The sequence below is a fragment of the Vreelandella sp. 162(4c) genome, from assembly GCF_058152265.1.
This window is the reverse complement of the sequence record NZ_CM176981.1, coordinates 1,560,356-1,579,146: the sequence shown is the minus strand read 5'-3', so window position 1 is coordinate 1,579,146 and position 18,791 is coordinate 1,560,356. Positions and strand designations below refer to the sequence as shown.

At 55.7% G+C, this 18,791-nt stretch carries 14 protein-coding genes; 4 read left to right on the top strand and 10 right to left on the bottom strand.

The annotated features are described in order from the left end of the window. The first annotated feature begins 321 nt into the window (after positions 1 to 321). Positions 322 to 1,434 (top strand): MFS transporter, encoded by a 1,113-nt coding sequence (locus tag AC4EYZ_RS07090; RefSeq protein ID WP_022519817.1) that lies wholly within the window; start codon positions 322 to 324, stop codon positions 1,432 to 1,434. 71 nt (positions 1,435 to 1,505) lie between these two features. Here AC4EYZ_RS07090 and AC4EYZ_RS07085 read toward each other — a convergent pair whose 3' ends face one another. Further along, on the bottom strand, positions 1,506 to 2,771 hold the full coding sequence (locus tag AC4EYZ_RS07085; RefSeq protein WP_223828017.1) for an AAA family ATPase: 1,266 nt from the start codon (positions 2,769 to 2,771) through the stop codon (positions 1,506 to 1,508). Between the two features lie 383 nt (positions 2,772 to 3,154). On the opposite strand from AC4EYZ_RS07085, the gene AC4EYZ_RS07080 reads away from it, so the two are divergent. After that, entirely contained in the window at positions 3,155 to 3,325 is a 171-nt protein-coding gene (locus tag AC4EYZ_RS07080) for a DUF2790 domain-containing protein (protein WP_190373888.1), read from the top strand. A gap of 513 nt (positions 3,326 to 3,838) precedes the next feature. Here the strand turns inward: AC4EYZ_RS07080 and AC4EYZ_RS07075 are convergent. The 9 genes from AC4EYZ_RS07075 to AC4EYZ_RS07035 all read right to left on the bottom strand — a co-directional run bounded on the left by AC4EYZ_RS07075 (position 3,839) and on the right by AC4EYZ_RS07035 (position 14,392). Continuing rightward, a complete protein-coding gene (locus AC4EYZ_RS07075; RefSeq protein WP_474192545.1) occupies positions 3,839 to 6,994 on the bottom strand; it encodes an efflux RND transporter permease subunit in 3,156 nt (1,051 codons plus the stop codon). Between the two features lie 3 nt (positions 6,995 to 6,997). Next, positions 6,998 to 8,095, bottom strand: coding sequence for an efflux RND transporter periplasmic adaptor subunit (locus AC4EYZ_RS07070; protein WP_223828016.1), 1,098 nt, complete (start codon positions 8,093 to 8,095; stop codon positions 6,998 to 7,000). A gap of 88 nt (positions 8,096 to 8,183) precedes the next feature. Beyond that, entirely contained in the window at positions 8,184 to 8,801 is a 618-nt protein-coding gene (locus tag AC4EYZ_RS07065) for a class I SAM-dependent methyltransferase (RefSeq protein WP_190373885.1), read from the bottom strand. A 562-nt stretch (positions 8,802 to 9,363) separates the two neighbouring features. Then, complete coding sequence (locus tag AC4EYZ_RS07060; RefSeq protein WP_190373884.1) at positions 9,364 to 9,693, bottom strand: hypothetical protein; 330 nt, start codon at positions 9,691 to 9,693, stop codon at positions 9,364 to 9,366. 107 nt (positions 9,694 to 9,800) lie between these two features. Continuing rightward, positions 9,801 to 10,952: an alpha/beta hydrolase gene (locus AC4EYZ_RS07055; protein WP_278370992.1), complete on the bottom strand. Its 1,152-nt coding sequence runs from the start codon at positions 10,950 to 10,952 to the stop codon at positions 9,801 to 9,803. A gap of 130 nt (positions 10,953 to 11,082) precedes the next feature. Next, complete coding sequence (locus tag AC4EYZ_RS07050) at positions 11,083 to 11,508, bottom strand: Rid family hydrolase (protein ID WP_039858846.1); 426 nt, start codon at positions 11,506 to 11,508, stop codon at positions 11,083 to 11,085. 49 nt (positions 11,509 to 11,557) lie between these two features. Beyond that, positions 11,558 to 12,922, bottom strand: coding sequence for an ATP-binding protein (locus tag AC4EYZ_RS07045; RefSeq protein ID WP_190373882.1), 1,365 nt, complete (start codon positions 12,920 to 12,922; stop codon positions 11,558 to 11,560). After that, a complete protein-coding gene (locus AC4EYZ_RS07040) occupies positions 12,891 to 13,577 on the bottom strand; it encodes a response regulator transcription factor (protein ID WP_009286853.1) in 687 nt (228 codons plus the stop codon). The genes AC4EYZ_RS07045 and AC4EYZ_RS07040 overlap by 32 nt, the downstream gene beginning before the upstream one ends. After that, positions 13,577 to 14,392 (bottom strand): MipA/OmpV family protein, encoded by an 816-nt coding sequence (locus AC4EYZ_RS07035; RefSeq protein ID WP_190373881.1) that lies wholly within the window; start codon positions 14,390 to 14,392, stop codon positions 13,577 to 13,579. Before AC4EYZ_RS07035 ends, AC4EYZ_RS07040 begins: the two co-directional genes overlap by 1 nt. Before the next feature lie 213 nt (positions 14,393 to 14,605). On the opposite strand from AC4EYZ_RS07035, the gene AC4EYZ_RS07030 reads away from it, so the two are divergent. Together AC4EYZ_RS07030 and AC4EYZ_RS07025 are read left to right on the top strand one after the other, a co-directional pair. Next, complete coding sequence (locus AC4EYZ_RS07030) at positions 14,606 to 15,727, top strand: efflux RND transporter periplasmic adaptor subunit (protein WP_223828014.1); 1,122 nt, start codon at positions 14,606 to 14,608, stop codon at positions 15,725 to 15,727. After that, positions 15,724 to 18,783 (top strand): efflux RND transporter permease subunit, encoded by a 3,060-nt coding sequence (locus tag AC4EYZ_RS07025; RefSeq protein WP_490204194.1) that lies wholly within the window; start codon positions 15,724 to 15,726, stop codon positions 18,781 to 18,783. The genes AC4EYZ_RS07030 and AC4EYZ_RS07025 overlap by 4 nt, the downstream gene beginning before the upstream one ends. Positions 18,784 to 18,791 lie beyond the last annotated feature (8 nt).

Sequence of the window (18,791 nt, the reverse complement as noted above, 5' to 3'; positions counted from 1 at the left end):
GAAGCGGCGCTGGTCGCCGCGATTTTTGCCAGCTCGTTATAACCCTTCTGCACCGTAATAATACATCGTCGATACGTTAAACCTGCTTCTTTTAGCCACTGCACCCACGCTTAACACTCTCTTCTTTAGGCCTAATTAGCCAGTTCATCATTTATCTTGACCTCAAGTTAACCTGAGGTTTTAAAGTAAGCGCCGATTCTTATTTTAGCAATGGCCGATAAAGGGTGGGCAGTGGGTATGCGCAATAGCAATTCGAGATCAATACCGTTGGTAAGAACGATCCTTCTGATCATTCTGATTGGGCTCAACCTGAGGCCATCCATGGCGGCTATTGGCCCGCTGGTTGAGGCAATCCGGTATGATGTGAGTCTTTCATTTACACAGCTGTCGCTTTTAACCACGTTACCGGTACTAGCGATGGGGTTGGGGTGTTTTGTTAGCGCGTTGCTTGCAAAGCGGATCGGCTTTAATAGCGTGATTACCCTGGCGCTTGCGTCGATTGCTTTATCGGACGCGTTACACTGGTTTGGCTTCGGGTATACAGGCTTATGGGCAGCCGCGCTGGGCGCCGGCATTGGCATAGCCTTTATCCAGGCGGCACTTCCTGCGGTGATAAAACAGGCGGCAGGCGAGAAAACCCCGATGGTGATGGGGTTCTACATTGCCTCCATCATGGGGGGCGCGGCTCTAGCCTCTGCCATTACGCCTGTGGTGAGTGATTATATTGGCTGGCAGAGCGCCTTGGCGTTATGGGGACTTTTAGCACTTGCAGGGCTCGTTTGCTGGGTGATGCGCAGGCGAATACTGCCAGCCCCTAGTCAAAACAACAGTGTTAGCATCGCTTTTTCAGCGATGGCTCGGCAGCCTCGGTTTTGGTCGTTGGCGATTTTCTTTGGTTTAGGTACGGCGGGTTATACCTGCCTTCTGGCTTGGATTCCGCCCACCTTTATCAATTTAGGCTGGTCTCAAACGCAAGCGGGGCTGGCGCTTAGTTGGCTAACTGCCATTGAGGTGATGGCTGGCCTAACGTTTCCCATACTGGCTCAACAGATGAAAGACCGTCGCCCGGTGTTATTGCTGGTGCTTCTGTTATCGGTGGCGGGCTTTTTGCTTCTTGGGCTAATGCCTAAAACAATGGCTTGGTTGGCAACCGCGCTGCTGGGGTTAGGAATTGGAGGCCTTTTTCCCTTAAGCTTGATCATCACTATGGATCACTCAGACGACCCCGTGCTATCTGGTCAGCTTGCTGCTTGGGTACAAGGGATCGGCTATCTCATCGCCTCTTTAGCACCTATCGCGGCGGGGTTGATAAAAGACTTACTGGGAGGGTTTGAGCAGGCATGGCTGATGCTTGGGGTGATTTTTATTGGGCTGATAGTGATGAGCCTACGTTTTGATCAATCTAAAGCACCCCAACAGCTACACTTTAGTTAGCGAAAAGGGCTTCTAGGCAAACTAAATGGAAAAGACGAAACGCTAGTGTCCTCGGTTCGTTAGCGTTCTGCTTAATCCGCCCACTGCCAGGGCGGTTCATCTAGCCACCCCTGGCCTAGGATAACGGTCTCACCAAACTCTTTATCCAGCGCGATAGAGTTACAGGCCTGATCTTGCTCCAGTGTTGCCACTAAGCGTGGCGCGTGGGAGACCACCCACACCTGAGTTTCCCTCGATGCACGGATAATCAGGCGGCCCAAGGCGGGAAGCAAATCCGGATGTAGACTGGTTTCTGGCTCATTCAACACTAGCAAGGAAGGCGGCCTGGGTGTGAGCAGCGCCGCCACCAGCAACAGATAGCGAAGCGTGCCGTCTGATAGTTCGGACTGGTTTAAGGGGCGCAACAGCCCCTTTTGTAGAAACTGCAGTAGAAAGCGATTCCCAGCATCGGCCCCAAAATCAATCGTTGCGCCGGGGAAGGCGTCTTCAATTGCCTCATACAAGGCCTTTCGGTCGCCAATCTCGTGTATGGTGCGCAATGCGGCCACTAGGCTGTGGCCATCGTGATCCAGCACCGGGGTACGGGTACCGATTTGCGGTGTGCGGATGATGGAGTGCGGATCGGTTCGGAACTGATCGTAGAAGCGCCAATGACGAATAGTTTGCCGAACCGCATGGACTTCAGGCACGGCGATCGGGTCACTGATTTCGTTCAGAATGCTTTCGTAACTGTTAAGGTGGGCGCCGTAAACCTGCCATTTACGACCTGCACGCACTTTGACCACAGACCCAACTCGGTCAATCAAACAGCTGCTGGGTCGGCAAACATCGCCTGCCCAAATGCATTCCCGTTTTATTTCGGGGTCGAACTGGAACATGGACGGGTCTTGGTAGCCCGCAAAGCCCTGAGGTGCGGGCATCCCCAATGAAATGGCGTAGCCGAAATCTTCACCCACAAAACCCAGCCTAAGCCGGGGACTGTTTTTCTTGGCAGTGCCCTCGATGGGATCGAAGCCGTCTCTCATGCCTCTGGTGAGTTTTTCCGGGCCAGCCCAGAAGGTGTTATCAAGCCCGCCTTCTTGAGCAATCGATGAGATAAGATTGCCTTTGGCTGTTTCTGCCAATAACCGCAGCGCTTTGTATAAATTGGATTTGCCGCACCCGTTGGGCCCAGTCACTACATTGAGACTCGACAGGGGAGAGACAACGTTTTTCAGGCTGCGGTAGTTGGATACGGCAAAGGTGTTGATCATAGGCTCTGCGGCGTTGGGGGCTGGCTGCTCTGAGTAGCGTGAAAATAACAGTTTAGCCCCAAGTGCCCCCTCACTAGAAGACATCGATAGCTGGAGATCTTAAGTGCCAATTGAGAGGCGGAATGTTGATATCCTCGATTTCGGTGAGGGTTTTGGTCGGCAGTTGCCTTTATTCTGTACTAGCTGTCTGACGAGAGTTTCATGCGGGCATCACTTCTTCTCAGTATTAAAAGATTCTCGGAAATATACCGAAAGACTGGATCAGGCAAGAACGAAAGAGTATTTGGCATTCTGATCCGTTCATTTTGAATCTATCATTCATATGCTGATGAAGCGACTAGCAAACCAAGCCTTCTTCTCTAAAAGAGCTAATTAACTCACATGTAGGAAATTAGAGGGGGAAGCGATCCATGAGGTTGCTTTTAGCTCAGTAGGTTGATCGAGTAGTTAAACGTAAGGAGTGAATCATGAAACTTTTAAATGCGGCCTTAATCATTGCATTACTGCTTTCTTCAGGCGTAGCACTTGCTGAAAGAGGCTCGGATGAAGATAACAGGATTGTTTATTCTGGATCGACATCTACAGACAGCGGTAATCAGGATATTCCGGCCTCCCAGGTGCTTTCTGACAACCCTTGAACAGAGCTAAGTAGGTCAGTTGTAGGTAGTGTGTTTTGATGTGAATTAAAGTCATTGAAACTGCTCGGTGGCATGTGGATTTTAAATTAATCACATGTCACAGGGTTGGTCGAGTGATGGCTAGTTATTTAAGGATAAGGAGTAAATTATGAAAATTTTAAATGCAGCCTAAATAATTATATTAGTACTTTTCTCAGGTGAAACATCCGTTGAGAGAGGTTCCGATGAAGATAAAGAGATTGCTTAGCTCGAGTAAATGTCTTCGCAACAAGCGAAAGGGGTTTTCCATTATCTGACACGCTGGTTATAAACCTTAAAGCGAACTACTGATCTTGATATAGACAGTAATGCCGGGCGGGCCTAGTAATTTTAGGCCCGCCCGTTTATTTTCAGGCTTCCATTTGATTCAGTAAGGTTGAGATTTTACGCTACCTCCTAGGGCTGCAGTCTCAATAGCCAAGCACAACATTTACCCCATTAGGTGAAGTGTTGCTTTGTCCAGCCCCGCGCCTTTCATGGTGTTGAGCGTTGAGCCCTGCGCGATGATACCCATCCGGCAATATGCCGGTACCCGCTTATGGCGGCTACCATCAAACTGGGCAGGAACGTCAGGGTGATGACCGTGGAAAACGCGATGCCGAACATCACGATGGCGCCCAGGCCACGGTAGAGTTCTGTGCCCGCCCCGGGAATCAGTACCAGAGGAGCGATACCGAAGATGGTGGTCAGGCTGGACATCAGGATCGCGCGCAGACGGATATTGACCGCATCGTCGACTGCCGCGACGATGGATTCCGCGCCTTCTTCCAGCCGCTTGTAGGTTTCCTGAACGATCAGGATCGGATTGTTGACGACGGAGCCGAGCAATACCAGGAAACCTAGGAGTGTGATCATATCGAAAGGCTGGTGGATGCCAAACGGAGCGCCTACGCCGTTGAGTATCGCCAGCCCAAGAATCCCACCCGCGAGCCCCAAAGGAATCGTGGCCATGACGAATAACGGCCGCCCCCAGTGGCGGAAAATCGCCACGAGCATCAGATAGCACAACAGCACCGCGATCATGAAATTACCCGAGACTGCTTCGCGGGTGGCTTGCAACTGGTCGCTGGCACCGGTGATATCTATCGAGACGCCGTGCGGGATCTCACCGTCACTGCGCATGGCCCCGATCAGCTCGTTTTGCACGCGTTCGACGCCCGTTTCCAGCGCCACCGAGCGCGGCGGCACGATATTCAGCGTCACCGTGCGGCGCCCGTCCAGCCGTCGAATGCTGTCCGTATCGACGGACTCGTTCAAATCGGCCAATGCAGAAAGTGGCAGCACGTCGCCAGAAGGTGTGGCAATGGGCAGGTCACCCAGGCGCTCTGCCCGCTGATCGCTACCCGCGCTGCTGAATAGGTAGATGTCGACCCGACGGTCATCCAGGATCATTTGGTCGGCAAACGCACCATCGCTTAGCGCCGCCACGGAATAGCCAAAGCGCTCAGCGTCGAGCCCGACTTCCACCAGACGCTCCCACCGAGGCTGGATCTCCAGCAATAACTGATCCAGGCTGAGTGAGCTGGGTTCGGAACCAATCTGCGCGTCGTCGAACAGTGCTCCTGCGCGGGCATAGGCAAGGCTCGCAACCTGATAGATCTCGGCAAGATCAGAGCCGGAAATGTCCATGTTGATACTGCGCGTACCGCCATCGTTGGTGGAGATGATGGAGCCCCGTGAGGCGAATGCGCGCATGCCCGGCCAGGCCGTAAAGCGTGCCTCGAGGGCGCCCATTAATGCTTCCAGATCGGTTGGATCTTTCGGATCGGTAATGACACGAATGCCCTGGGCATCGACGAACATGGCGAAGAAGCGCAGTGCGGGCATATTCGTTTCGCCACGGTGGAAGCGTGCCGGTTCGTCATCAAGACGCTGCTGCAGCTCCGGGATTAGCTCCTGCGCGATGGATTCCATCTCCGTCAGGTTGTAGCCCGGCGGCGCGATCATGTTAGAGAAGATGCGCGCCTCTTCGCCTTCCGGCAAGTACTCCGCCGGAGGGGTTAGCCACACCACGACCCATGCCGACAAGCCAAGCATGCCGAGTAGAATCATCGTTCGCCGCATCGGACGGCTATAGGCGCGGGTGATCCAGCGGCCGATGTGGTCAAAGGCGCCGTCCTTGACGGTAACATCTGGCTGTATTGCCGGTAGCAGCCGCGCCGCCATCGCCGGTAGCACGGTCACCGCAACGGCCATCGACGCAAGAATAGAAGAGGAAATCGCAATCGCGATATCCGAATAGAGCTGTCCGGCTTCCTCCTGAATGAACAGTGTGGGGGCAAATACCAGGACTGACGTAAGCGTGCTCGCCATGACCGCCGTCCAGACCCGGCGCACACCCGCCACTGCAGCATCGAAGGGTTTTAGGCCGCGTCGTCGTGCTTGATCGATGCTTTCGAGGACGACGATGGTGTTGTCGAGCGTCATGCCGATGGCAAACGCTACGCCGGCCAATGAGATAACGTTCAGCGTCCGGCCTGCGAGTAACAGGCCGATAAAGGCGGCGATCGTACAGACCGGTATGGCAATCACCCCGACAAAGGTGCTGCGCGCCGAACGCAGGAAGGCAAACATTATCAGTGTTGCCAGCAGTGTCCCGAGTAAAAGGTTATTCCAGACGTTGGCGACCGAGTCTTCAACGTAGCGCGCATCTTCGTTGATCAGCGTCATTTCAAGACCCAGCGGCGCCAGAATCTCGTCGCTGATCGCCTCGACTTCCGGCAGTACGGCATACTTGGTCTGGACGACATTCGATCCCGTTTCGCGGCGCACCGCCAGGATCAGTGAAGGTAGGCCGTTATAGAATGCCTGGGTACGCATTTCATGGTGACTGAGCCGGATATTGGCCAGTTCGGAGAGCCGCATCAAGGCGCCCTGGCGCTCGGCAATGATCAACTCGCCCATATCGGCGGGCTCGTGGAAGCGGCCGATCGTGCGTGCCATCACACTGCGCTTTCCACTGTCCAGGTCGCCCGCTGAACTGTCGACGTTACGGGTCTGTAGTGCATTGCGAACATCGGTCATGTCGAGCCCGCGTTCGGCCAAACGGTACGGATCGATTTCTACCCGCACCTGTCGTGCTTCCGCGCCCCATATTTCCACGAGCGAAACACCATTGACGCGCTCCATACGGGGGCGCACCTCATCCTCCAGAAAGTTGCGCATCATCGCCAGATCGAGATTTTCCCCACTCTCTGCATGTGGCCCGATGCGGAAATACATGAAAGGTTCGTCTGAGGAAGAGACTGTCGTCAGGGCGGGGGCATCGACATTTTCAGGGTAGCTGGATACTTGGCTAAGCGCGTTGTTGGTGCGTATCAGCGCTTCATTAATGTCGACGCCGAAGGGAAACTCCAGCTCAATACTGGCTTGGCCGATGCTGGCGGTGGAAACCATTCGTTGGAGATTGGGCAAGGTGCGGAGGTATTGTTCCTGCTCGATAAGGATCTCTTGCTCCACGTCACGGGGAGACGCCCCAGGCCAGCTTGTCTCCACGCTGATGGTGCGTACTTCCAGGTCGGGAATCATCTGAACCGGTACCCGCAGTGCAGCAGTGATCCCCAGCAAGCACAGGATCAGAACCGCGACGGCAATCAGGGTGCTGTGGTGAATAACGCGTCCGAAATCCATGTGTTAACGCTCCACCACTTCTACGGACTGACCGTCGGTCAAGGCCTCGTTGCCTCGGGTGACGACCGGATCGCCCTGGCGCAGGGTGTCGCCTGCAACGGCGACCTGACCGCCCTGTTCATACAGAATTTGCACCTGGCGCCGGCGGGCGATGCGTTCATCGTCTGTGTTATCGACGATGTAGACGCTGTGACTACCATCCGGTTGGCGCAGCAACGCATCGCGACTGATGGCCAACGTATCGGTTGCTTGCGGGGGTAAAGAAATTTCTGCTCGGGCGGAGGTGCCAGGAAGTAATCGACCCTGTGGATCGTTTACCAGTAGGCGAAGTAGAAAGGTTCTCGCCTCGGGGTCGGTGACGGGAACCCGTGCAATGATCTGCGCTGGCAATGGGGTGTCATCCAGCGTATCGGCATATACTTGCGCTTGTGCCTGCTCATCTAGCTGCCCAAATCGCTCTTGGGGCACTTGCACATCCAGACGTATACGATCAATCGTGACTAACGATAACACCGGCGTTCCCCGTTGCACCCATTCGCCAACTTCGGTGAGTTTTTCGGCGACGACGCCTGGGAAGGGGGCTGGCAAACTGTGCCGTTCAACCAGTTCTTCCTGCTCTCGTGTGGCTGCTTGAGCGGAGGCTGCCGATGCCCGTGCTAGATTTAGCGCGGCAACACGCGATGCGACCTCTGTTGCGGGGATGGCCTGACGTTCAGCGAGCCGCTGTGCCTCATTTACCAAGCGTTCAGCCTCTCGCACCGAGGCGTTTGCCTCTTCCTCCTGAGCGCGAGCACGCGTGAGCGCCTGTTGTGCAAGGGCCGGGTCGAGTTCGAGGAGTAGCTGTCCGGTCTCAACATGATCACCCGCTTCAACATGCACGCGTGCCACGAGTCCGTCCGCGCGAGGGGAGAGACGTGTCTGGCGCTCAGCGGTTAGGGTGCCCGTAAGCGACAACTGCTCGCCTAACGTCGCCAGTTCCGCTGGTACCGCTGAGACAGGTACGGCAGCACGCTCATTGTCACTTATATTATCGTCAGCAGGGGTGCCACAGGCGGTCAGCAGAAAACAGGCGAATCCAGAAAGCCAGAATTTGATGGTCATTGTCATCCTCTCCGGCCATCCTCTGCTAGGAGAAAAGCCATCAGTGGGTTCCGATTACTGTGAATGGAGTAGTGCAGATGACACTCCGTCATCGCACGCTGATGCGCTCACCGCTAGCGGCAGGACGAGGCTTACGTCGAACGATGCGGTAGACGGTAGCGGGAGGGACGTTTACGAGTATGCGACCGACACGCATTGCTTTCAGCCCAAGACGATCGAGCAGCGTTCGTGGGATCGGGCAACGGGGGCCATAAGTGAACTGATAGAAAGATCCTTCGGGCCGCATTTTGGCAAAAGCACCGTCCAGAATGGCGATCATCTTGCGTGGAGACATTGACAGCATGGGCAACCCACTGACGACAGCACCGGCATGTGCCCCGTCGAAAAACTCAACTTCGTGTAGCCGTGAAGCATCAATACAAAATGTGTGAGCATGCCCGAAGCGATGCTGTAGCTTGGTAACGAATGCCGCGTCATTCTCGATTAATGCTATGTTTTTCTGGTCGATACCACGCTCAATGAGTGCGTGTGTAAAGACACCCGTCCCCGGCCCAAGCTCGATGATCAGACCCGTATCCGTAGATATTTCCGAGGTGATAAGGTTGGCCAGCGCTCGACCAGAAGGCATGAGCGCACCAATACTCAGTGGGTTAAAGAGCCAAGCCTTGAAGAATAAAAATGTATCGGAAAGGTTTCTAAGTTCCATAGCTTTTCTAAACTCTTCCAAAGGATCGAAGACGGCAGCATCTGCGAAGGCTATCGATTGTTACCAAGACCCTGCCTACTATTAATACTTCGCTGCTCTCTATATGTGATTATCTCTGCTTACCGAGCCGGGCTATCAAAACTTTTCGCTGGAAATGAAAAGTAAGCCATGGTTATGCCCACAGTGTGTCAAGAATTGGGTATTTTGTAGCAAGGTGCATCAAGACAACTAAAGCGCGGTAAATGTTGCTGAAGCCACACAGCTACTTATCCACCGGAGGAGAGTTCTATTGCGAATGGTCGAGACCAAACTCATCTAATGCTAAGCAGTGGTTTCAGGCGAATGATGATTGGCGGTCGGGGGGGGGAGCGGCACATTGAAAGAAAAGAGACTGTCTTTGACTTACCGAGTGAGTTTCCTCCGGCTTGCGAGTGACACTGTGCTGCTACCTGTCTCTTCCAGCAAGTATATTCGAGGGGCTGCTTTTCTCAGATTCTGCGGCCAAGTCGTTATTAATGATTAATTCGTCATTTGATATTCAGCACAGCAATTAAGAAGTGGATTAGGCCAACAAAAATATAACTAAAAGAGTCCCTACGCCTGCCACTCCTATTGTATTGGTGCACTCTAGTATCTCATCCTCAATATCACTCAGTAGCCAAGCTGTAGTGCTTTTTGATTTTACTTTGGAAAAGATTAAGGCTGTAGTGCTAGCTTCAACGCTAAAGACGGCAATGATGTTTTCAATTGATCCTGCATCAAGAAGTGTCATGGGTAACGCTAAAAAGGCAGTTAAAGTTATTGTGATGCGTAAAGCAAAGCACTGTGAATGACTTAAAGTTCCAGGAGTTTCTGATAGCCAAGCATTTGTGAATAACGTTTTCTCTTCCATGCATAGCGTTACAAGAAAACACTTGGATAGTGAAAATATAGATATAACCATCTTATTGCACCTATTCTCCATGAGTCCCGAAAAACTCAGTCGGGGAGGGACGTCGATTAGTCTCCTGTTACCTCGCGAATACCATCGAGGAGGTCGTAAAAATAGGGATTCCAGGTCAGTCGAGCGTGGTATTTTTCCGCGTCGCTCTGCCCCCATGCGCCGAACCACAGGGCATCCGGGTCGTCGGGCGGCGCGAGGCCATCCTGGCCGTTTTCCAGCATGAGGTAGCTACCCGCTTGACCGTAATAGGTATTCTCGGGCGCAAACAGCACATTCATGTGGGAAAAGTTGCTGATTCGCCGGTCGGGAAGGTGGCTGGTAAAGGCGGTGACGCGGGGGTCGTCAAGGTGCTGTGGTGGATCGCCGTACCAGATGAAGCGCGATTGTTGGTTGGGAAAGCGGTTTTGAAAGGCAATGAGCGTCGCGTTGGGGTCAAGGACACTATCATGTTGACTCATCGTCATCAGGACAGGTTTATTAAAGTGTGAGGTTTTGAGATTTTTTTGCACGGTACTGACCGAGTGATAATAGAGCGAGGCCCCTCGCGCAGGAAATGATTGGTAAGTGACGATATTGTCTTCATCATCGATATCGAGCCAGTCCCATAAATAGGCAATGGTCGGGGCGAGAAATAGATAGTGGGTATCGGGGTAAAATCCAGGAGAAAACAGCAGCAGGCCATCGACATTGTCGTCTGTGAACGCATGGGAGGTGACCAGGTTGCCGCCGGTTGAGAAACCGCCAAGCCAAAGCTCATCGACCTCGGCTGCTAGCAGTTCCGCGTGATGGGCAATGATTTTTTCCCAATCATCATTATCAGGCAGCATCAGATCGGCTGGGCGTGTGCCGTGGCCAGGCAGAAGGATGGAGCGAACCAGCCAGCCGTCATTCGCCATGGCGGTGGCGATATCGATGAAATACCACGGGCTTGCGCCCAGTCCATGCACTAACAGGATACCGCGTTTGGCCGGTTTATCAGGGCGGAGTTCGAACGGCGTATTGAGCTGTATTTCAAGGTCGCGGTCGTCACTGATGAAAGCGCGGTTATCCGCAATCCATGCACGTGTTTCGCGCACATATTGATCGAAACTCTCCTGATCATAGCGAGGCAGGTTTTCTGAGGGTTGAAAACCCGGCGAATCCGGTGGCACGGCGCAGGAAGCCAGCAAGAAAAGTGTGAAAAGTAGAACGTTCAGGCGGCTAATCATGAAACCCTCTCTGTAGGTGCTTGCCTCTGACAGAGAGCCACAAATGTGCTCCCCCTTATTTAGAATGATCGGGCAACCGGGCGGTGCGGTGTTTAACGAGCAGCGTTATTATTTCGACGGTTACGGTCATTTAGCTGTTTAAAGCAAACCCCGGCAGCACTGCCTCGGCCTCGATAGCAATTAACCATTCCGGTTCGGCAAGGCCGTACACAATCAACCAAGTAGCCGCCGGCGGGGCGGTGGGGAAACGATGCTTCAGCGCCTCCATTACCACTTGCTGGTCGTAGCGAGCGGATTCGGCTAAGTAGATTCTCAACATCACCACCCGCAAGAGATCGCCGCCGAGGCTTGATAGCAATCGTTCGATATTGTTCAGCGCTGCTTCGGTCTGCTCGGGAAGTTCAGGGCCCGCTAAATGGCCTTCGGCATCGACCCCTACCTGGCTGGACATCAGTACCCGGGAGCCTCCCTGAACTAATACGGCTTGGCTGTGACCTTCGATCAAGGTATCGGGCAGGTTGGGCGGATTTAGGGGCTTGCGTCTTAAAATTTGCATGACCACCTCGTTGATAAGTGATGTAGGGCGCTGTTTGCAGGGATTAACCCTAGGCTTCTTTGCGTAGCGTCATGATCAACCCGGGATGGGCGTTGTGAGCCGAAAGCACCCAGCCGTGTGCCATGGCGATTTCCTGGCAGATGGCCAGCCCCAAACCAGCACCATGGTCGCGTCGATGTGCACCTCGCCAGAAACGAGAGAACAGCAGAGACAGCTGTTCAGGCTCGACGCCAGACCCTCGGTCACGCACGGTTATCGTATTGCTCTGGATTTCCATGCTGACGAGAGTCTGCGCGGGGGCATGCTGGATGGCGTTCTCCAGCAAGTTCTTGAGCAGAGTGAAGCATGCCCCGTGATCAGCCTTCCATGTCACCCCTTGATCCGCGGCAAGCACCGTTAAATGCACGTCGGCGGACTCCGCCATGCGTTGCAAGTAGATGGAAGCTTCGTGGGCGATGTCGTGCATTCGAACAACGCTAAACTGGTAGTTGTGCGCCTCGCTCGCTTCGGCCAGAAGTAGCAGTTGTTGCACCTGGCGGGTCATGTACTCGACATCGCTCAATAGTTCCTTGCGGTCATTTCGCCCTTCCTCGAGCAACTCAACCTGCCCGCGGATCAGCGCCAGGGGCGTTTTTAACTCGTGGGCCGCGTGGCCGAGAAACTCCTGCTGCAGGCGATAACCCCGCCCAAGGCGTTCCAGAGCGTGATTGAAGCTATGTACCAGCGGGGCAATTTCCACAGGCACGGCGTCCGTATCGAGACGGGCGTCTATAGAGCGCGGCGAGATAGCCGCCGCCGATTTGGAAACATCGCGCAGCGGCTTGAGGGTTAAGCGCAAGGTAATGTAGGCGCATAGACCGAAGGCAACGAACATGACAAAGCCAAACACCAGTACGCCCGCTGCCACCAGTGGAAAGGCGACGAGATAGAGGACATCAACGAATCTTGAACTGGCGACGAACTGCAGATACCACGTTCTTTCACCATGCTCAAAGGGCTCCGTGGCACCGTAGAAAGTTCTGTCGTCATACTCAAAGGAAAAGGTGCCCCGCGCCAAACGCAGAACCTCGCCGTCGGCTGGCCAGAAAGCTTCTCTGGCACTCGAGGCCACCGCCACGTTCCCGGCATCATCCAGAATACGGTACGCCGTTTCGGGTTGTGGGCCTTCGTATAGCCAAGCGCGGTCGTCCATGCTGGCGTCGAAACCAACGGGCCGGCCACGGCTGTCGAACTCGACATTGTCCACCAGCCCATCGGCCGCGTCGGCCATATCCATACGAGGCAGTAGATCGCTCTGAAGCACCACTGCTGCGGCAATTACCAGCAGTGTGATACTCAGCACCATACCTGCCAAATAGGCCAGCAGCACCTTCAGCCTCAGGCTATTGAGCGTCATCCGCTTGACGAAGCGCATATCCCATCCCTCTCACGTTGGCGATCCGCTGGCGCGAACCGATGGCAAGCAGCTTGCGGCGTAAACGGTGCAGGGCGACATCCAAGGCGTTCGGTGTCACCGCCTCGCTTAGCCCCCAGGCCGCTGCTTCCAGCGCGCTGCGGCGAACTACCTCATCGTGCTTATATAACAGCAACTGCATGATGTGCAGCTCCGCCGGGGCGAGGGTAATGCTCTTGTCGCCGCTAAACAGAACGCCGCTTTCCGTATGCAGCCTCAGGTCGCCGTGAATGGGGTCGATTGAATGGAATTCCGCAGGGCGGCGTAGCAAGGCACGGACACGTGCCACCATCTCATCCATGGCAAACGGCTTGGGGAGGTAGTCGTCGGCACCGGCTTCGAGGCCTTCTAGCCTGTCATGCAGCGCATCGCGAGCCGTTAACACCAGGCAGGGCACGCTAAGGCCTGCGTTGCGCAACTTCTTGAGCAATAGCAGCCCATCGCCATCCGGCAAGCCACGATCGAGTACCAGTGCCTGGTAGGGCATCTGCTGAACGGCAGCCCAAGCCGAATCGATGCGGTCGACCACATCAACGCCGATACCGGCGTCCACCAGCCCTTTGCACATCAAGTGGGCTAGCCGGTCATGATCCTCGATCAGCAGTATGCGGCTCATCAGAATGTATAAAGATAGCCAACTAACACGGCGTTTTGGGTCGAACGATCCACCAGTGGGCTATCTTTGATTTCGTTCGCCAGGCTCGTGACCTCAACGCCTAACAGCACAGAGTGATGCTGGTCAAACTGGTACACGCCGCGCACCCCCGCCTCGATATTGGTAGCCGACTCTCCCTTATAGGCGGGGCGATCGAAGCGAACCTCATTATCGCGAACGCCGAAGTAGTAATCGACGTTCTTGTCGTCCTGCCAGGACGCCCCCACGTGTGGGGTTACCATTATATGTTCGCCGAATTCCCACGTTCTCTCCAGGCCAAGATCGAAGCGATGTCCGTCGCTGTTGCCGGAGACGTCGGTGAGCCATTCGGCACTAACATCAACGAAGTCGGTCTCCCATTCCATTTTGGCCCCCGCCCAAAATCCGCCCTTGCGCTCACGCATGCCGTTGAGAATCGGGGCATCGCCTGGCTCGTAGCCGCTCTCATCGTACTGGGCGACGATGCCGAAATTGAGCTGTTGTGAGTCGTTGATGACAAGACTCGGCAGTTTAAATTCGATTTCCGGTCCGAAGACACTAATGTACCGGTTTTCGATCAGGAACAAGGGAAATGGGGTGTTTTTCCTGTCGATACCGGCATAGGGATCCTGTTCGCTTATTGCGCCTACGCCCAATCCCCAAGTGGTTTCGTCTGAGTCCTCTTCGTCGGCGAACGCCAACGGAGAGACAATAACAAGACCACCGATACATGCGGCTGTCGCCAATCTTATAGTGATGAGGCGGCCGTTCAGTAATAGCGACTGATGATAACTCATGGTGGCACTCCTAGCATGGTTTGAAAGTGAGAGTGGTTTGAAAGTGCCATCATCAGGAGCGCTATCTTACGCGTTTCTTACTGGTGCCGGATTTATTTAAAACGTGACGTCAGTAAGAAATGAGAAAGGAAGGCAGACCGATAGTGGTTCAACTGAAATTCTTGGATTTTCTTTTTCATCAATGAATTGAACCCTTTGAAGCAGGCCTGGATTATGCCATTTCCAAAACGAAAAAGTTGTTTCGGCATTATGATTGTCGTGATTGCTAGCGCTGCCGCGCTGGCATGTATGCAGGCGGTGTCGTCGGAAAGTGATGCCGTCGCCGAACCGACGGCGCAGCCCTCACTATCAGTCAACGTGACGACATTAGAACCTCAGACGCTTCCAACGACGATTGCGGCCAATGGTGATATTGCTGCGTGGCAGGAGATCATTATCGGTACCGAAATCGGTGGCCTGCGGCTGGTCGACGTCAAGGCAGACGTGGGTGATGAGGTCACGGAAGGGCAGGTGCTGGCCGTTTATAACGACACGACCGTGCGCGCGGAGCTGGCTAGAAGCCGCGCCGCCGTGGCGGAAGCCGAAGCAACGCTTGCGGAGGCAACGGCTAACGCCCAACGTGCCCGGGGTTTGAAAACCACCGGGTCGCTTTCAGAACAGCAGATTCAGCAATACGAAACCGCCGAGCTCACCGCCAGGGCGAGGCTCAACGTTGCGCAAGCGCAGAATGAAGCCCAAGCGCTACGCTTGGCTCAGACGCAGGTTGCCGCCCCAGACGACGGTTTGATTACCTCCCGCACGGCCACTGTTGGCGCTGTTACAGGCGCCGGTCAGGAGCTGTTCCGATTGACGCGCCACGGTCGGCTGGAGTGGCGGGCCGAGGTCGCCGCGTCCGATCTGAATAAGCTGCGACCCGGCCAGACTGCCAGGATAAGCCTGCCTGGCGGCTACGACCTCGAAGGGCGCTTGCGCACCATCGCGCCGCTAGTGGACACCGCTACACGCAATGGTCTGGTTTATGTCGACCTACCGTTAAGCGACGTTGCCCGGGCGGGAATGTTTGCACGGGGTGAATTTGAACTGGGCAGCCGCCAAGTGATGACGCTTCCCCGTGCCGCGGTGCAGCTACGCGATGGCTTTGGCTACGTCCATCGCGTCAGCGATGCTGGCCAAATAACGGAGCTTAAAGTTTCCCTGGGCCAGCACTCGGGGGATCGCATTGAAATTCTCTCCGGCCTTGAACCTGGCGCCTTGGTGGTCGCCTCGGGCGGTGCTTTTCTTGGCAACGGTGATCAGGTGCGGGTGGTTGAGACCGACGCCGAGGAGGGGGTATGACGCTCAATACCTCATCCTGGGCGATTCGCAATCCTATTCCGGTTGTTCTGCTCTTCATCCTATTGACCTTCTGGGGGCTAATCTCCTTCCGAGGCTTGTTTATTCAGGACTTGCCGGATGTACAGCTGCCCCTCGTAGAGGTATCCGCCTCGTTGCCGGGGGCGGCTCCCGCCTTAATGGAGAACGAGGTTGCCCGCAAGATCGAGGACTCCATCGCTACCGTCTCCGGCGTCAAAAACATCTCTACAACGCTGACGGATGGCAATGCCGACATTGCTATTGAATTCAGACTGGAAAAGTCCTTGCAAGAGGCTCTGGAGGATGTGCGCGACGCTGTTGCTCGCATCCGCTCGGATCTACCCGCCGACCTGCGTGATCCAGTGATTCGGAAGGGTGAGTTTTTCAGTGAGCCGATTGTACGCTACGCGGTGAGCTCCTCCGATCTAGACGATGAGGCACTCTCCTGGTTCGTCGATGACAAAATGACCAAGGCCGTCTTGTCGGTGCCAGGCGTTGGCTCGGTTCGGCGTATCGGCGGGGTCGATCGCGAAGTCCGCGTGGCATTGGATCCGAACCGCCTGCTGGCGATGAACACGACAGCGTTGGATATCTCACACCAGCTGCGCCAGGCGCAGTTGGAGGCGCCCGGTGGGCGCGTGGATGTCGGCGGAGCCGAACAGGCCGTGCGCATCATCGCCAACGCTGAATCCGCAGCTGAGCTTGCGACGATGGAGCTGGCACTCAGCGACGGTCGGCGTATTCGCCTTGATGAGGTGGCGACGGTTACCGATACCGTGGCCGAGCGGCGCTCGATGGCATTGCTTGATGGCGCGCCCGTCGTCGGCGTCGAGATGACCCGTGCCGAGGGGTACGGCGAGGTAGATGTGGCCGAGGGGGTGCAGGCTGCTGTTGCCGACTTGCAGGCGCAATATCCCCATGTCGAGGTCGAAGAAGCCTTCAATTTTGTTGGGCCGGTGCTGGAGAACTACCAGGGCTCCATGCACATGCTATTCGAGGGCATGGCGCTGGCGGTGCTGGTGGTGTTCTGCTTTCTACGCAATTGGCGGGCCACACTGATAGCGGCGGTCACGCTTCCGCTGTCGATCACCCCCACCTTCGCTTTCATGCACCTGGTGGGCTTCTCGCTCAATGTGGTGACGTTGCTGGCGCTCTCGCTGGTGATCGGGGTGCTGGTGGACGATGCCATTGTCGAGATTGAGAATATCGAACGGCACCTGCTGATGGGCAAGCCCCCGCGCCGGGCCGCCATGGACGCGGCGGCGGAAATTGGCCTGGCCGTTGTCGCCACCACCTTTACATTGATTGCCGTTTTTCTGCCCACGGCCTTTATGAGTGGCACCGTCGGGCAATTCTTCGTTCAGTTCGGTTGGACGGCCTCGGTAGCGGTGCTGTTTTCGCTGCTGGTGGCGCGTCTTCTCACGCCCATGCTGGCTGCGTATCTGCTGCGCAAACCCCAACATCCCTCGCGCGATCCAACGTGGATTAACTACTACTTGATCGTTGCTAACGGGTGCCTGCGCCACCGTAAGACAACGCTCCTCGCGGCGGCGGCCTGCTTTGCAGGAGGTATCTGGCTGGCCTCGACCCTGCCGGGGACCTTCATACCCCCCGATGATAATTCCCAGACGCAGGCGACGCTCACCTTGCCGCCCGGTAGCACCTTGTCTGAAGCGGAGGCGCTTGCCGAGCAGGCACGCTCACGACTGGAGACGCAACAGCATGTAGTCAGCGTCTTCGCGGCCGTCGGTGAGGACTCCGGCAGCAGTGACTCTGATGTGACCTCGGTGGAACTGACCGTTGGTTTGGCGGATCGCGCAACCCGCGCGGGCGTTACGCAGCAAGACATAGAGCAGCAGTTACGCATTGCACTCGCCACGCTTCCCGGCGTGCGAACTCGCGTAGGCGACGAGGGGGATGGCTATGAGTTGGTGCTCGCCGGTGAGGATAGCCGAGTGCTTGAACTGCATGCCCGCCAAGTCGAGCGGGAGATGCGCGCCATTCCCGGCATCGGCGCGGTGAGTTCGACGGCCAGCCTGGTCAGGCCTGAACTCATTGTACGCCCTGATTTTGCCCGCGCCGCCGACCTTGGGGTCTCGGCTCAGACCATCGCCGATACGCTGCGCATCGCGACCGTGGGCGATAACGCCGAGGACCTTCCTAAGTTGAACTTCAGCTCGCGTCAGGTGCCGGTGATGGTTCGGCTGGCGGATGCCGCTCGGGAGGATATGGCGACCCTTAAACGGCTACCAGTGCCTGGTGCGAACGGGCCAGTGCCGCTGGAGAGCGTGGCTAACGTTGAGTGGAGCAGCGGTCCTTCGGAAATCACCCGGCATGATCGTCTGCGCAACGTCAATTTCGAGGTGAGCCTGCAAGGGCAGCCTTTGGGAGAAATCGAACAGGCCGTGCAGGCACTGCCCAGTTTACGTCAGTTGCCGCGCGGCGTGTTTCAGAAAGCAGAAGGCGATGCAGAGGAAATGGAGGAGCTTGCCTCAAGCTTCGGAATTGCCATGCTGACCGGCGTGCTGTGTATCTATATGTTGTTGGTGCTGCTGCTCAAGGATTTCATGCAACCGGTCACTATTCTGGTGGCGCTGGTGCTCTCCGTACCTGGGGCTTTCCTGGCGCTGTTCCTCACGCAGACGCCCGTGTCGCTGCCTGCCATGATCGGATTGATCATGCTGATGGGCATCGCCACCAAGAACTCAATCCTGCTGGTGGACTACATCATTATTGCCCGTCGGGTGCATGGGTTGGAACGCGTGGACGCCATTATTGATGCCTGCAAAAAACGTGTCCGGCCCATCGTGATGACCACCATTGCCATGGGGGCGGGCATGATGCCGATCGCCCTAGGATGGGCTGGCGATCCCAGCTTCCGGGCCCCCATGGCCTTCGTGGTCATTGGCGGACTGCTCACTTCAACGCTTCTGAGCTTGCTGGTTATCCCGGTGGTGTACAGCTACGTGGATGACATCGGCAATATCCTGGGGCGGTTCAAGCTGCCCCCAAACCACGCAACGCAAACATCGGAGTAGAAATTGTC

What these genes read in the sequence shown, in the direction of transcription:
- AC4EYZ_RS07055 (WP_278370992.1), bottom strand. Translation starts at nt 10,952, where the DNA reads ATGATTAGCCGCCTGAACGTTCTACTTTTCACACTTTTCTTGCTGGCT.
- AC4EYZ_RS07090 (WP_022519817.1), top strand. Translation starts at nt 322, where the DNA reads ATGGCGGCTATTGGCCCGCTGGTTGAGGCAATCCGGTATGATGTGAGT.
- AC4EYZ_RS07025 (WP_490204194.1), top strand. Translation starts at nt 15,724, where the DNA reads ATGACGCTCAATACCTCATCCTGGGCGATTCGCAATCCTATTCCGGTT.
- AC4EYZ_RS07070 (WP_223828016.1), bottom strand. Translation starts at nt 8,095, where the DNA reads ATGACCATCAAATTCTGGCTTTCTGGATTCGCCTGTTTTCTGCTGACC.
- AC4EYZ_RS07035 (WP_190373881.1), bottom strand. Translation starts at nt 14,392, where the DNA reads ATGAGTTATCATCAGTCGCTATTACTGAACGGCCGCCTCATCACTATA.
- AC4EYZ_RS07045 (WP_190373882.1), bottom strand. Translation starts at nt 12,922, where the DNA reads ATGCGCTTCGTCAAGCGGATGACGCTCAATAGCCTGAGGCTGAAGGTG.
- AC4EYZ_RS07030 (WP_223828014.1), top strand. Translation starts at nt 14,606, where the DNA reads ATGCCATTTCCAAAACGAAAAAGTTGTTTCGGCATTATGATTGTCGTG.
- AC4EYZ_RS07040 (WP_009286853.1), bottom strand. Translation starts at nt 13,577, where the DNA reads ATGAGCCGCATACTGCTGATCGAGGATCATGACCGGCTAGCCCACTTG.
- AC4EYZ_RS07080 (WP_190373888.1), top strand. Translation starts at nt 3,155, where the DNA reads ATGAAACTTTTAAATGCGGCCTTAATCATTGCATTACTGCTTTCTTCA.
- AC4EYZ_RS07075 (WP_474192545.1), bottom strand. Translation starts at nt 6,994, where the DNA reads ATGGATTTCGGACGCGTTATTCACCACAGCACCCTGATTGCCGTCGCG.
- AC4EYZ_RS07050 (WP_039858846.1), bottom strand. Translation starts at nt 11,508, where the DNA reads ATGCAAATTTTAAGACGCAAGCCCCTAAATCCGCCCAACCTGCCCGAT.
- AC4EYZ_RS07085 (WP_223828017.1), bottom strand. Translation starts at nt 2,771, where the DNA reads ATGTCTTCTAGTGAGGGGGCACTTGGGGCTAAACTGTTATTTTCACGC.
- AC4EYZ_RS07060 (WP_190373884.1), bottom strand. Translation starts at nt 9,693, where the DNA reads ATGGAAGAGAAAACGTTATTCACAAATGCTTGGCTATCAGAAACTCCT.
- AC4EYZ_RS07065 (WP_190373885.1), bottom strand. Translation starts at nt 8,801, where the DNA reads ATGGAACTTAGAAACCTTTCCGATACATTTTTATTCTTCAAGGCTTGG.